The 14910-nt window shown below is 37.8% G+C and carries 10 protein-coding genes; 1 reads left to right on the top strand and 9 read right to left on the bottom strand.

Translation table 11 applies throughout. The features are described 5' to 3' along the window. Window positions 1–511: 511 nt before the first annotated feature. The 9 genes from BN1066_RS12875 to BN1066_RS12835 all read right to left on the bottom strand — a co-directional run bounded on the left by BN1066_RS12875 (window position 512) and on the right by BN1066_RS12835 (window position 13432). Window positions 512–1456, bottom strand: coding sequence for a lytic polysaccharide monooxygenase (locus BN1066_RS12875; protein WP_425445278.1), 945 nt, complete (start codon window positions 1454–1456; stop codon window positions 512–514). A gap of 200 nt (window positions 1457–1656) precedes the next feature. Beyond that, a complete protein-coding gene (locus BN1066_RS20835) occupies window positions 1657–2577 on the bottom strand; it encodes an anthrax toxin lethal factor-related metalloendopeptidase (RefSeq protein WP_143695819.1) in 921 nt (306 codons plus the stop codon). Window positions 2578–4910: 2333 nt separating this feature from the next. Continuing rightward, the gene (gene galT, locus BN1066_RS12860) at window positions 4911–6389 is read right to left on the bottom strand and encodes a UDP-glucose--hexose-1-phosphate uridylyltransferase (protein WP_077319882.1); all 1479 of its coding nucleotides are present in this window, start codon (window positions 6387–6389) and stop codon (window positions 4911–4913) included. Window positions 6390–6429: 40 nt separating this feature from the next. Then, window positions 6430–7332 carry an ROK family protein gene (locus tag BN1066_RS12855; protein WP_077319881.1) on the bottom strand — a complete coding sequence of 301 codons (903 nt, stop codon included), beginning with the start codon at window positions 7330–7332 and terminating at the stop codon, window positions 6430–6432. A gap of 72 nt (window positions 7333–7404) precedes the next feature. Continuing rightward, window positions 7405–7521 carry a DUF6903 family protein gene (locus BN1066_RS21290; protein ID WP_425445297.1) on the bottom strand — a complete coding sequence of 39 codons (117 nt, stop codon included), beginning with the start codon at window positions 7519–7521 and terminating at the stop codon, window positions 7405–7407. A 40-nt stretch (window positions 7522–7561) separates the two neighbouring features. Further along, window positions 7562–9733, bottom strand: coding sequence for a 1,3-beta-galactosyl-N-acetylhexosamine phosphorylase (gnpA, locus tag BN1066_RS12850; RefSeq protein WP_077321471.1), 2172 nt, complete (start codon window positions 9731–9733; stop codon window positions 7562–7564). A 9-nt stretch (window positions 9734–9742) separates the two neighbouring features. Beyond that, window positions 9743–10624: a carbohydrate ABC transporter permease gene (locus BN1066_RS12845; protein ID WP_077319880.1), complete on the bottom strand. Its 882-nt coding sequence runs from the start codon at window positions 10622–10624 to the stop codon at window positions 9743–9745. A gap of 17 nt (window positions 10625–10641) precedes the next feature. After that, window positions 10642–11532, bottom strand: coding sequence for a carbohydrate ABC transporter permease (locus tag BN1066_RS12840; protein ID WP_077319879.1), 891 nt, complete (start codon window positions 11530–11532; stop codon window positions 10642–10644). Window positions 11533–12085: 553 nt separating this feature from the next. After that, on the bottom strand, window positions 12086–13432 hold the full coding sequence (locus BN1066_RS12835) for a carbohydrate ABC transporter substrate-binding protein (RefSeq protein WP_143695817.1): 1347 nt from the start codon (window positions 13430–13432) through the stop codon (window positions 12086–12088). A 378-nt stretch (window positions 13433–13810) separates the two neighbouring features. On the opposite strand from BN1066_RS12835, the gene BN1066_RS12830 reads away from it, so the two are divergent. Next, window positions 13811–14662, top strand: coding sequence for an AraC family transcriptional regulator (locus BN1066_RS12830; RefSeq protein WP_077319878.1), 852 nt, complete (start codon window positions 13811–13813; stop codon window positions 14660–14662). Window positions 14663–14910 lie beyond the last annotated feature (248 nt).

Here is a 14910-nt window from a genome sequence, read left to right as displayed (position 1 = left end):
TTACGGGAGCTTTCTCACCATTTGATTTTCCTACTCCTTTTCAGTTTTAAAAGGGGCGTTTCTAGGATGAGCTTGTTGTTTTTTGTTTTCTGGCTGAAAAAGCGTTATTTTAGGAATGTACATAACAGCATGCATGCCGCTGCTTCATTTGCTATGGCATATCACCACATCGTATACGAACATTTTTTTACCTCAACAGTTGGTCGTTAACCGCTAGGAAGAGCTCCGCACCTGGAAGATGAGGTCTACTTGTGATATAAATGCTGCAAAACATAAACCATTTGAAAAGGAAAATGTTTAAAACACCTGATATTACTGTACTTTTTACAACTCACTACCGAATTGACTATAACATGTGAGCGACCGCGCAATCTAGGATCACAACTATGGGCTCCAGAGCTGCATGAAGTGTGAACCTTTCCCATGCCCTTACGCCCTCTTTTGTTGACGAGACGATCTAACAACAGATCCTGTCCCAAGCATCAGCTTGGAACAGGCCCTGCAATATCCTTTATTGTACAACTTTCCATACGCCAGCGCGCCCAGGCTCTTCACCTCTCGTCCACCAACGAGCCTCGTAGACAATGCCGTTATGCTTGACTTTGTCTCCACCTATATAAGCGTTGAATCGATTCCATTCCAAAATCACATTGCTAACCAACTTCCACGCGTCCGATGAGTCAGGTTTGTTGTTTTGCGTCCAATACAACGCTTCGTACTCTAAGCCATTGTATTGCACACGGTCACCCTTGTAGTATACTTTGCCTGCTTCCCAAGCCGGGACGCCCGGGACCGTAGGATTATTGCCTGTAGTCGGCTCTTCGATACCTGTATCGTCATTCACTAGATTTACGTCAATCACTTGATAGAATGCGTTGCCTGTATCCGCGATTTCCCATACGCCAAGGATCAGATGATAACCGCTACGATCCTTCGGCAAGATGACTTCATGTATTATGTTGTTCGGTGGTCTCTTGCCGCCGTCATTAATCGAGTGGATTGGTTCAAGAACAGCGCGGCTTAGCGGTTTGTTTGGATCCCAATCTTTTTTCGTTATGTAATATTTCCACTCGGATGTAGCATGGGGAGCGGTCAAATACCACTTAATCGTATTCTTTCCACCTTTCATCGTCACCTTATGCCAAAGGTCAGTCGATTGCTCGTTCAAATTAGCAAAGACACCGCCACTGGCGATTTGGCCGTCAGCCGGGCCGTCTTGCGGGAAAGATCCCTTTCCTTCTACACTCTGCGGCTCATACTGCACCGGTCCGCAATTTTTGTTCAGTCCCTGCTTGCACAAGACAGCGCGACTGGCTGGAGATTCGATATAACCATGCGCCGAAGCACTATCTGCAACGATCATTGACCCGACCAATCCAATTAACATAAATCCCAAAAAAGCAAACAAAGTCGATACTTTTATCCGTACTCTATTCCAAAATCGTGATTCTATCACTATTCTTCCTCCTTGTGTGTTCCTATCTTTACCTGTTTATCAATATCATCTCACAGGAAACTCTTACCCCAGTAGTGGCGCTGCATGCCTGCGCCGATCTTACTCCACCTTCCTAATTTGAAAAGTTGTACGCTATTCATCCTATTTGCCAAAAAGTTATAACCGGTACGCTATCCTTCAGCCAAACAGATAAGCGACTCTTATATGCCATAAACACGTTGGATGCAATTATACGTATAAGGTGCATACTGCTGTAAACGTGCTCTTGTGGTCGAATTAAGAAAGTACATGGCAGAGCTTTCTGCAAAATATTCCTCAGGATAATAGCTGTTGTATCCGTCGTTACCAAACAATTGATTAGCTTCGTAGTAAAACGCATATCTGAATTCAGACGTGCTACTGTAATCGTTAAAAATATACGTATCAATGGCATGCGCAGTCTCGTGAAGCTCCAAATTTACAGAACCGTGCCCCATTCCTGTTTCACTGTACCCGATTCGGACTACGACCGGATTGCCACCGGCACCTGGTATATCATCCCACGTCTTTCCTGTTCCTTCCCATCCGCGAGGTGTTACACCTCTAAGATGGCGCATCGATGGATGATCTGTAATCGGACCATTAACCATATGAACCTCCACCCCGTTGTTGTACATACGTTGCAAAATGTTATCGCCGAATTTTTTAATATTTGCATTTATTTTATTCGCTTCCGCCACATCATAAGACCCACTAGGCACTTTTATGACTTTTGCGGCTAAATCTGACGGATAAGGTGCGCTAGGCTCGTTAGCCGGAGGATTTCCATACACAAACGCCGAAGCCAGATAGTACTTCTTGCCGTTGTAAACATAATAAAACCAGCGGTTATCATCTTTTCCCGTCCAGTAATCCCTCAGCGTTTCGCCTGTCTCCCAGCCTCTAAACTGGATAGAAGTATTGCCGGCAACGACGAACAATACTGGTGATGATGTGCTTGGACCGGAACGGACATTAACCCCGATTGGAGCCGTAATTCCCGAAAACTGAGCCTTTATTGCATAGGCTCGATCCACTTCAACCGTAACGATAAGTCCAAAAAACAACGATAACCCTAATAAAATATTTACTAGCCTTTTCATGATGTAAATCATCCTTCCATGCTAGATGTAAGATTAGGACGCATCGCCGAAAACCCGAATCTGCTCAATCCGTATCCTTCTCTCCTTCCTATTCTGATAGTTTTGACTAGTAGATTAGATAGTCTTGTAGCAGTCGTCCGCTACTTACTTTATGAAGATTGCAGAAAAAAATCAAGTCCTTTTCCCATAAATAAGACTTAATAGGCGGTAGATTGATTATTTTTTCCTAGTCTTTTAATATAACCAGACAAAAGAAATGGACTATTTTAAGCATAAATTGGAAAAAACGAACATAAAAAATGGCAGTCTATAACGAAAAATGTTCTATACTGCCTCAACTTGTTTATTTCTATCCTTGGGAATATCCCATAATATCTGTACATCTATAACTACTAGCCTGAAGAACATCAGAAGCTCCGCTAGAGACAGTTCTTAAGTACATATTAGACACCCATGTGAGAAGTAAATTTAGACAGTTAATTCGTTTTTGATCACTCGTCATCATCTTCCTTTTAATAATAGTTAGCGTTTAACCTGCCAAAATTGTTTCCCTCATAAATGTATTACCCAAACAGAACCCTAACTTTAACCCTTCTCGGTCCAAATTTCCAAAAAAAATCGCCTCGAGACGCCTGAAGAGTTGATGTATTCTCGTTATATCCATGATAATGAGGTGTCATGACATCTACTCGAAGAGCGATTCCTACTGTAGCTGAAGTAGGAAAAGCATTGTGACAGTGAATAAGTGCCGCTTGATCCTTCGTACCAAACAACATTTTATAGTAGTCGCCGCCTTCTTGAATTTCGCATCCTCTTTTCCTACATACTTATGGCAATAATGAGCGGCCACACCTTTTAACGCCGTACCCGGATTGTAGGAAACGTCATAAATACGGTATATCGTTAAAAACGTTTCCAATACTGGGGGTTGGCCTTGTCCATGACGAGCGGTGACTCACACTAAATCATAAACTGTTCCCAGTGTGTCGCACCGACAGATGAATAGTATCGCCCCATCCGCTTACAGTACCAATTTAGGGCTGCTTTTCCCAATGCCTACGATAAGCTTCGGTTAATTCATCATAGTACTTTCTTTACCTTCATCTTTAACTACTTTTAGCAAATCAGATTGTCTATATGAGCCATTCAGCCTCCTCAACTTCAAATATGCGTTTGTCCCAACCAGATATGCTATCTTCATTTCTAGTCCTGAAACTCCTTTAATTTCAAAATAGCTTTAGCGTAACACTTGAAACAGACAGAAGGCCGAAGCGCATTCTGGGTAAACGGCAGTACTCTGTACTAATTCTGGTATATTCCTCTCCAGATCTGAAATACCAAGTGCTTGCCCCATATTCTGTATGTACTGCTTATAGGCATATGCTCATCGTTGGAACAACTATTAAAATAATGCAACCGTAAGACAAAACCATTCAACATTATCATAGAAGGAAACTTATGACATTTACATTTTACTAGAAAAGGCGACTTTTTTGTGCTCTATTTTAATAAAAAATGAAAAAAATGGGCCCCCAAAAAGTAAAAATCAGGGACTTTTTGGACAACCCCATTTAATAGCGGACTCTATCTGTTTCGTCTTCATAGCATTTGTTGCGACTTTACAACGTTTTGTTTTGACTTTCCTAGTTCTCTGTTGCGACTTCGCTCATTCTGATTCCAACTTCGCGGTATTCTGTAAGTGAAACTTCATTCCGTGAAACGCTTTTTACACGGAATTTTAGTACCACATGGGTATGACCTAAAGACCCTTGAACCAATCGGGCATTTAGGTGCCGTTTTCTCACACTTTGACCTCTTCGTATTGCCTACACTCTTGAAGCGAGAGATTACGGCACCTTACATGCGGGATAAAGTGAAACTTCATTCCGTGAAATGCTTTTTACACGGAATTTTAGTTGAACCAATCGGGCATTTAGGTGCCGTTTCTCACACTTTGACCTCTTCGTAGCGCCTACACTCTTGAAGTGGGAGATTACGGCACCTTACATGCGGGATAAAGTGAAACTTCATTCCGTGAAATGCTTTTTACACGTAATTTTAGTTGAACCAATCGGGCATTTAGGTGCCGTTTCTCACACTTTGACCCCTTCGTAGCGCCTACACTCTTGAAGTGGGAGATTACGGCACCTTACATGCGGGATAAAGTGAAACTTCATTCCGTGAAATGCTTTTTACACGGAATTTTAGTTGAACCAATCGGGCATTTAGGTGCCGTTTCTCACACTTTGACCCCTTCGTAGCGCCTACACTCTTGAAGTGGGAGATTACGGCACCTTACATGCGGGATAAAATTTATTTCTTTCGCTGACCTGTTATTTATTTAATACATCAATAAATCGTGCAAATGCAGTGCTGTTTTTAAATACACCCGCATCTTGTAATATTCTTACAAACTTTTTACCGACCTCTTTTTGAACAATGTCCTCTGCCATTTCCTTTGACTTGACATTTCCATATTTACTTTTTAATTGCTTGGCCCAAGTTTTGTGATAAGTGGCTAGTTCATGCTGTTTGCCTAATAAATAATTTTTAATTTGAGCTAATTCATCCTTTAATCTTGCTGGCAACACGGCAAGGCCCATCACTTCAATTAACCCAATATTCTCTTTTTTTATATGATGGACATCCTGATGTGGATGAAAAATACCTTGTGGATACTCCTCTGTTGTTCGATTATTTCGTAATACAAGGTCGAGTTCATACAAAGCATTTCGCTTTCTGGCAATTGGTGTAATGGTATTATGTGGCATATCATCCGTATAAGCTAGAATATTGGCTGTTTCATCTGAATAGTTCTTCCAAGTATCAAGTATATGTTCTGCTACTTTAACTACGTCATCCGCTTTTTTCCCTTGTAATCGAATAACGGATAGCGGCCAATGTAAAACAGAAGACTTCACTTGAGGAAGGAGTTTTAATTCGAATGTATATGCTACTTGTGCATTTGTCATAGCAAACTCATAGCGCCCCGCCTGATAATGATCATGACTTAAAATTGAACCGCCGACAATTGGCAGATCGGCATTGGAACCAATAAAATAATGGGGAAATTTATTTGTAAAAGCTAGTAATCTTTTGAATGTGTTGCTGTCAATTTTCATATCCCGGTGTTCCTCAGAAAGTAAGATACTGTGTTCATTATAATAAACATACGGGGAATACTGAAAAAACCATGTCTCATTGCATAATGGCACTCTAATCATTCGATGATTAGCACGTGCAGGGTGATCAATTCTTCCTGGATATCCTTCATTTTCAATACATAAAAGGCATTTAGGATAAGCGATTGCTTTTTTTGTTTCCCGTTCACGTTTTATTTGTTCTGGGTCTTTTTCCGGTTTAGATAAGTTGATGGTAATATCCATTTTTCCATACGGTGTTTCCACTGGATAGCTAATATTCTTTTTAATACGTTCCATTTGAATGTAATTATTTTTCATACAAAGCTCATAAAAGTAATCTGTAGCTTTTTTCGGTGATTCATCATATTTCTTATAAAAAATGGTATTTATTGTAGATGGATGAGCAATAAAACAATTCATAATCTCAGCAGCCAGTATTTCCTTGTCACTAAAAATATCATCAATTACTTTATGTTCAACAGCATATGCTACCAAATCATCTAATAAATTTGGAATTGGCAATTTCTGTGCAGGAACTGATGGATCAGGATATGTTTCTAAATGTAACAGCTTCATCACCTGATTACGTGTATAGGTTTTATCCATTGAGTTTATTAGTTCGGCATGTATGGCCTGTTCGATTAAACCTTCTATATATGCATATATCATATCCGTGTCCTCCTTTAGCAAATTCATGAAAGCAAATCGTTTACAGGACACACGCTCTTAACCCTGCACCGATAATCCCTTGTCCATTATTTAGTTTATTTATCTCCATGCTTTCTAAAATATGGTTCTGTTCGGCAAGCAGGTATGGTTCAAGCTTCTTTTTGATCTGCTCAATTAAATATGGATTATATGCCATCACACTGCCACCAAAAATGATTTTATGCGGATCTAATAAGCAGTTAATTAGATAAACCCCTTTAGAAATAACAAAAACCATTTCCTCAATTAATTGCTCGGCCTTTGCATCTCCTCGGATATAGTTTTCAAAGATATTTTTTGTGAACATTTGATCATTTTTATAAATATCCCTTGCTTTCTGTTGTATTGCGGGACCAGAAGCTGTATTTTCCAGCATGACGAATGGTTGTTTTCTATTTTTTGTATCAATTGGGATTAACCCTAATTCTCCAGCAAACCCTGCTCCTCGGATATATCGGCCGCCTTGAATGATCGAACAGGAGATTCCAGTACTAATCGTAAGATAGACAAACAATTCTTCATCTGACATGTTGGCAGCTCTCCATTCAGCAAAAGCAGCCATGTACACATCATTATCAATAATAATTCTCTCCATACCTAGAGCTTCACGAAGACGATCGACAAAAGGGAAATTTCTCCATGGTACATTATTTTGGAAGACAGCTATTCCCTTTTTTCTATCAACTTTACCTGGTATACCTGCGCCAATTCCGTATATTTCTTGTAAAGGAATACTTGAATGATTCATCAGTTGCTCAACACATTGAACGACTCGTTGAAACATCGCTTCTTTACTTGAAGGATCACTGCTCACAAGTTCCTGCTGAATTAGATCACCATGCTCATTAACGATTCCTGCTGCTACTTTTGTCCCACCGATATCAATCCCAATAGCATACTTCATTTGTCTCCTCACCTTCATAAAACAGCTGTTGTTTTCTCCAAATTATTATTGCTTCCGCTTTTAATTGGATTTCTAAATAAATTTCCTATTGTAGTTCCATAGTAGGAACAATAATCCAGCTAGACCAACAAGCTGTAGAAACAACTCCCATTTACCCACGGTTTGTTGTCCGTAAAAAAGTAGAAACATACAGAGTAGAAAAAAAGCAATTTTTAAACCGAAAAAGATTTTATCCTTCATGAGAATAATCCTCCCATAAAATTTCACTAGCTTCTAGCGTGACGTTATGTTTTTTTCCGGCACCATTGTAGACATCTGTTACCTGTCTTTCCATCGAATTATTAATTACGGCATACTTATTAATTTCCGGATATGCATGGACCTCACAATGAACATTAGAGACAAACCATTTTTTCATTTCTTTTTCCTTATGAGCTGCATAGTACATAGCCCGCAATAATAACCTCGTATTTTCGTGACTATATGGTAGACCAGCAATATAAATCCCTCTACCTTTACCAAATGGCGAACTAGACAAATGAACCCCACCATTCGAGTACTCAATGATTTCCGTATTTTCCGTTAAAACATAAACATTCTCCATACTTTCTCCAAAATCAAAGTTCGTTGCGTCCGCAGCAATAAAATGTTCCTCTTTCGTTTCCGTGAAATATTTATTGGTCGATAAACTAAATCCTAATTCTTTATCAACTCCTAATACATTTGCAAGCTGATAAAACTTGCCTTGATAGTGATATGCGCTCGGATCGCCAATCCCGATAAAGCCGCCGCCATTATAAACCCATTCACGTAAGATAGTAGTTAACTTCTCATTTTTCCACCAAACTCCACCCGAGAATGCCGTATCTGCATTACCGGCATTAATAATGACATCTATATCCCTTGGAATACCATTGTTAATTACTTCATCAAAACTAATAAAAGACACATCGACAGCAGATCCGCTAAGCGCTTCTAAAACTCCATGATAAGAATACGCTTGTTTATACCATTTCCCATGAGCTACAATATGCGTTTGCCATGTTCTTAATTTTCCCCACGCATTTAAAATAGCTACTTTTAAACCGGTATAAGGCTTAATACCATTTATTTTGTCATATATATCTCGAAACTCATCCGTAACTTTTTCTACATAATCAACGAACTTCGGAAACTTGTATGCAAGGCTAAGATAGCCGCCGTAACCAATTCGATCCAAAGGTTTACGCATGAAGGCCCTTCTTGCAGTCAGCCAATTTTCGTTTGCTTCTATAACCGGGTCATTTCCTTCATAAAAAGTATCCGGGAAAAAGTAAGGCAAAAATCTTCCTTCTGTATACTTCACACCTGGAATGTCTGAAATAATTCGTAACGTAGTACCATCACCTACACTGCCGACTACTGCATCCATACCAATATGTTTGAAATACTTTCCATACGGCTCTGTTCCTATCCAATTGTCACCTAAAAACATCATCGCCTCTTTATCATGCTCGTGAACAATATCTACCAATTCTTTCACTTCTTTTGCAACAAACTGCTGAATAAAATCAAGGTAATCCAAGTAGGCTTGTGATGGGACACGGAAAGTAGAGTTATAGTACCCTTCATCCACAATATCTTCTGGTCTTAGACGATAGCCTTTTTCTTTTTCAAAAGCTTCGAGTGCAGCTACCGAAACACTTGCTCCATAACCGAACCAATCAACAAACTTTTCCTTACCAAGATGATTAAAGATAAGTGTAAAATGGTAAAAAAAGGTTGTAAATCGTACAACATCTGTTTCCGGATTATCCTTTAACCACTTTCGTAAATACTCCTTGACATATTGGTTAGCATGAGGCTGTCGTACATCAAATGGAATATCGTGTGGTGTATCTCCCCAATCATTTGTTATATGATTATACATATGTGTTGGATCCCACTTCATATATACTAAAAAGGATACGGTATATTCATGCCACTGTTTAGCTTCCGTAATGGTTAGTGTATTTGCTGTTTGATTAACACTCCAATGATCTGGTGAAACAACTTCTCCCGTGGTACGGTCAATCACTTCCCACCAAACTTTCGGATCGTGAATATAATCTGGTTCTATTTGCTCTGTAAAGTATCCTTTTAGAAAATCAATTTCAATCGTTGTACTTATAGCTGTATTATATTGTGACATTAAATAGATTTGCTGTCTTTCTTCCGGATGCTTTATAGCGAAGTCATTATGATTACGGGCAACAAAGTAAGTCGTATATATTTTTGCATCTAATTGCTTAATCTCCTCATCAAGCTTCGTACCATCACTGTCACGAATTGCGTCTGCACCCCATCGTTTCATTAATTCTTTTGTCTCTTTTAGAAAATTTTGCTGACTAGGCAATGTAACTCTTCCTGCTGTTTTTTTCATATCTAACACCTAACCTTTCACTCCACCTACTGTCATACCTTCTGTTAAACGCTTTTGCACCAATATATAGAGGATTAATGTAGGCAACATTACGATCACCATTCCCGCATATAAAGGTCCGTAATTAACAGCAGCTCTTTCTGCTGCCATTAAGTTTAATAAACCGACTGGTAATGTTTGATTCTTTGCCGGCATTAATGTTAATGCCAGGATATATTCATTCCAAAACAGCAAAAAATTAAATAAAATAACAATCACAATACTTGGAGCTGCCATTGGAAACATAACCGAAAACATGGTCCGATAATATCCTGCACCATCGATACTAGCAGCTTCTTCAAAATCAGATGGCAATGTTTTAAAATAACTCGACAATAAATAAATCGTAAATGGTAAAGCTGTTGAAGCATAAATAAGGGCGAGCATAAACCGGTTATTCAATAAAAACTCTTGACCAAAAATTGTATTTAAACTCGTATCCCAATCCAACAACATTAAAAAAATAGGTACCGCAACATAGCTGACATTTATAAATAAGCCTGCTTTAACAATAGAATTCAATAGTCGATTGCCTTTAAAATTAAATCTTGATAATACGTAAGCGGCTGGTAAAGCTACAACCAATAAAATGATTAATGCCAGTGCTGTAACCATCATTGAATTAAATAGATACTCTCCCATTTGAGCTTCACGAAAAGCTTCGATAAAATTTTGAAAATGAATCCCTTCTGGAAGAGACCACGGACTACCATAAAACTCCTTATTTTGTTTAATTGAAGCTAAAAACACCCAAGCAACTGGTACAATAATAGAAATAGCTAACGTTATTAAAGCTACGTAGATAAATAGTTTAATAAGGGTATCAGTACTTAACCGGTTAGACTTTCTCATGGACCTTTCGAACCTCCTTAGTACTCTAAAACGTCACGTTTTGTAATGTGACTGACTATAGCTGCTAACAAGAATGAAAATAAAAACACAATTACACCGATGGCCATGCCGTAACCAAAGGTAGAGTTCCCATATGCCTGATCATACATGTAGGAAAGGAATACTTCCGTTGATCCGTCAGGTCCTCCGCCTGTCATTGCTTTCACTAATAAAAAGCTTAGATTAATTGTACTAATGATAAAAAAGGTCAGTGTTGTCCGGATGTTATTCCAAACTAAAGGTAATGTAATGCTTGTAAACTGTTTAAATTTGCTTGCTCCTTCAAGAGAAGCCGCTTCGTAAAAACTTGGCGGTATTGCAGCCATGCTCGACATATACATCACCATATAATAACCAATTGCTTGCCATACTAAAGCAGCTGCTAAGCTGTATATAACGATTTTCTGATCACCTAACCACATTTGTTGCAACTTATCCAGGCTGAACAAACCGAGGATACTGTTTAATAATCCATTGGAAGGATCATAAACAGCTGAGAATATCCCAGCAATAACTACAATAGATAAAATATTTGGTATATAAAAGATAATCCGAAAAAAGTTACCTCCCTTTACCCGCTCTTTTGTTAAGATAGCAGCAAAAAAGATGGCAAAAGTAAATGTTACGATGGCTACAATTACAATTAAGAATACCGAATTCTGAAATGCACGAATGAAATTCATATCATTCCACAATAATTTAAAGTTATCTAATCCGACAAATTGTTTTGTATTGGAAAAGCCTCCCCATTGATAAAAGGACATGCGAAATACCTCTATCGTTGGTAAAAACATAAAAACAAAAAGTAGAATAAGTGCAGGACTAACACATAAGGCAATAAATAACCCTCTTGACTTTGTTTTACTCATTTTCTCACCTCTTTTAGTTAACGTGCGCGTTCAAAAAGGGAATAAGAAGATCCAAAGTCAGCTAAAGTCTCAGGCATCTTGTTTAATCGCCAATACTAGCACTCCCTATCCGGCGAAGTTTTGCAGGATGGAAACATGACACTAGTGTAGCTTTTTTGAAACTCATTCCCATGTAGGAAAAACGTTTTATTTTTCAAGAAACAAAGAAGCATACCAATAAAGAAAACGTAGCTAGCGACAAGCATAGCGTAAACGATAGCCTAGTTGCAGTATACGTAGAACTAAAAATTCGTAACTATATTAAATGAACTTAGAGCGCGAAAATTTTATATGTTCTAACATCCGAAAAAATTCGATGTCACGTGTTTTTTGCACAACCTCTAAAAGGAAAAGAGCAGTAAGGAAAAGACAACCACCTTCATTCGTCACTGAAACTCAGTTAATTCTGTGTAATGATGAACTTTTGAATTTGGTTTGGATACTCAGATTCCGCTTTCATTCTCTTCCTAACTGCTTCTCATTTAACCTAATTAACAGCCTCATACAAAGATCTTTATTGTTTCATTGCTTCTCTTAACTTATCACTAACTTCTTCGATTTTATCCTGCCATTCTTTATACATTGTTTTTCCACTTATTACACTGTCAATCGTTCCATATAATGTCTCTCCCATATTGGCTCCTGGTACTGGTTTCGTTGAAGCGAAGGTACCCATTGCAGGCAAGACATTATCTTCTTCGTAAATGCTATAAAACATCTGCTTTTGTCCTTCCAGTTTTTCCGTAATATCCTTTATTGGTTGGACTGCTCCAGCCTCTAAGAAAATATCGGCTGCCTCATCAGAATACATGTATGCAATAAAATCTTTTGCGGCTTCTTTATTCTTGGCTTCTTTTGGAATCCAAATCTGTTCAAAGAAAGTAAATGCATAACGATCACCATCTTCTTCAAACGCTGGAACGGAGGTCATCCCCCAATCAAAGTTTTCGGATCTTGGTGCTTCCTTCATCTCATCTACTACCCAGTTGCCATTTGGCATAAAAAGGGCTTTATTATCCAATATCAGCTGTTGGTTTTTTGTAAAGTCATTAGGATTTGCATTCGCTACTGTATTCGGATGAACATAGTCAGCCATTTTTTCAACCGTTTTCAAAACTAGTGTGGCTTCTTCTGTTTCCCAAATTCCGTCTTTATAAGTCATTGCAGAACTATAAAAATCAGGTCCTCCAGCAGCATAAAGCATAGAACCAATTAAGGTATCAAAATAATTACTAGTTGGATACGTAAAAAGAGAGATTCCTTCTTCTTTTGCTTTGTCTCCTAATTTCCACATGTCATCCCATGTTGTTGGAACTTCCCAACCTTTTTCCGCAAATAACCCTGCATTGTAGAATAAACCTGTAGGACTATAAAACATCGGAGCTAGATACATTTTTCCATCATTATACGGATTTGTAGCCAATGTGTCGGTAAAACCATCCAATAATTTATCTTTTACAGCGTTTTTTTCTCCTGGAACCTTCATATCTAATACATCGGTTATATCTTCTAACCCATTTTCTTTAATTAGCGTTTCAGTTAGAGCTTCTTCCCGGTTTGTTGCTAATAGCATAACATCTGGATATTTACCAGCCTGCATATTCGGACGAACTACTTCTTCCAGGTTTTTTTCAATCATTAATTCTACTTTCACATCAGGATTCACTTTTTCATATGATTTGGCAATATCTTTCCATATATCCGCTCCATAAGCAGACTCTAAAGCTGCTACTTGAAGGGTCGTTTTTCCTTCTCCATCACTATCAGATGATTTTTCTTCTTTTCCACCGTCAGAACAAGCCGCTAAACTAAAAATTACCAAAATTAGTGATAAACTGAGCAACCATTTTATCCGTTTCATTAATAAAGCCTCCTTAGCTTTTTATTAAATTCCTTGCTAACTACTATTCTATCTATTGTAAAACGCTTTCACAATAAACATCTTGTTAAGTTTTTTAGGAATATTGCTATTTAGAAGAACTCCTATAAAATTTTTCCAAAACCACGTGCTTTCAATTAGTAAAGCCCTTCCATTTCTAGTTAAATTATCGTTTAATAGAAAGTAGGTATAGGGTACCCAATCGACTGCAGTCGGGTTAAACTATTAGAATATGTTCAAAATTCCCCATAAACTACTGTGTGTTAGCTTGCCCGCTTAGGATAATGGATCAGTTGGATGTTGTTTTAGAAATAGCACTTAGAAATTCTTTTGAGTGCTTGTTAAAAGGAGGGGGAAATGATGTCGTACGAAATTTATAAAGTAAAAGATACAATAAACAAAAAGCCACCATTTAAACTGCTTTATATAACACACTCGGAATACGATAAAGGGTGGCACAGTACACAACATACTCACCATTTTTCTGAATTGTTCTATATTGTCAAAGGAAAAGGATCATTTGTACTTTCCAACCTCGAGCTTCCTATAAAAGAAAATGATTTAGTTATTATTAATCCAAATGTGGTTCATACAGAAAAGTCGAATAAGCACGATTCCTTAGAATATATTGCTTTAGGAATTGAGGGACTTTCCTTTAGTAAAGAAGATGATGAAAATTCACAGCTTGGTTTATATATTTTTCAAGCCGATCGCGAGAATATCCTATTTTATCTTAAAAGATTATTAGAAGAAATACAGGGGCATAAGGAAAATTATGAGATCATCTGTCAAAACATCATTGAAATACTAATTATTAAACTTACACGCGAAAAACAATTAACCGTCACTAAAACAGAAGCCCAAAATATGAATAAAATCTCTGCTTTTATCATGTATTATCTGAATCAAAATTACCGAGATCCAATTACGCTAGACAAACTGGCTAGTGTTGGGCATATAAATAAATATTATTTAGCACATACCTTTAAAAAAGATATGGGGATTTCTCCAATTGAATATTTAAATCGTATTCGAATAAAAGAGGCAAAATTGCTATTGGAGACAACGGATTATTCCATAGCACATATTGCAGCTTTTACTGGCTTTTCATCACAATCTTTTTTCACGCAGGCATTTAAGCGGACGACAAATAAAACACCTTCTCGTTACCGGAAAGTAATGAAAGGGATTTCATATAATGTGAAAAATTGAGTTATTATATAAAAGACATGTTAAATAATTATTTAGGTGCATATTTCTAAAAGGCGTTAATTAAATTAAGTTAGAAGTGTCCTAATTTTTGCGAGCGAAAGGCTTGCCATTAGAGACCGATAACCGAACGCTTACGCTTTTGTTCTTCTTAAAAAAGAAAAATATTTTTCTTCGTGTAGAGTATCGCTGTTGTTGTCCTTTCTTGTCCTTGAAAAACCGCGATGTACCGCTGTTGCAGTCTTTCTTGT

Origin of the sequence: Virgibacillus proomii, assembly GCF_900162615.1 — a bacterium.
GTDB lineage: Bacteria > Bacillota > Bacilli > Bacillales > Amphibacillaceae > Virgibacillus > Virgibacillus proomii.
The sequence above is the reverse complement of the archived record's forward strand: the minus strand, read 5'-3'. Positions and strand labels throughout refer to the sequence as shown.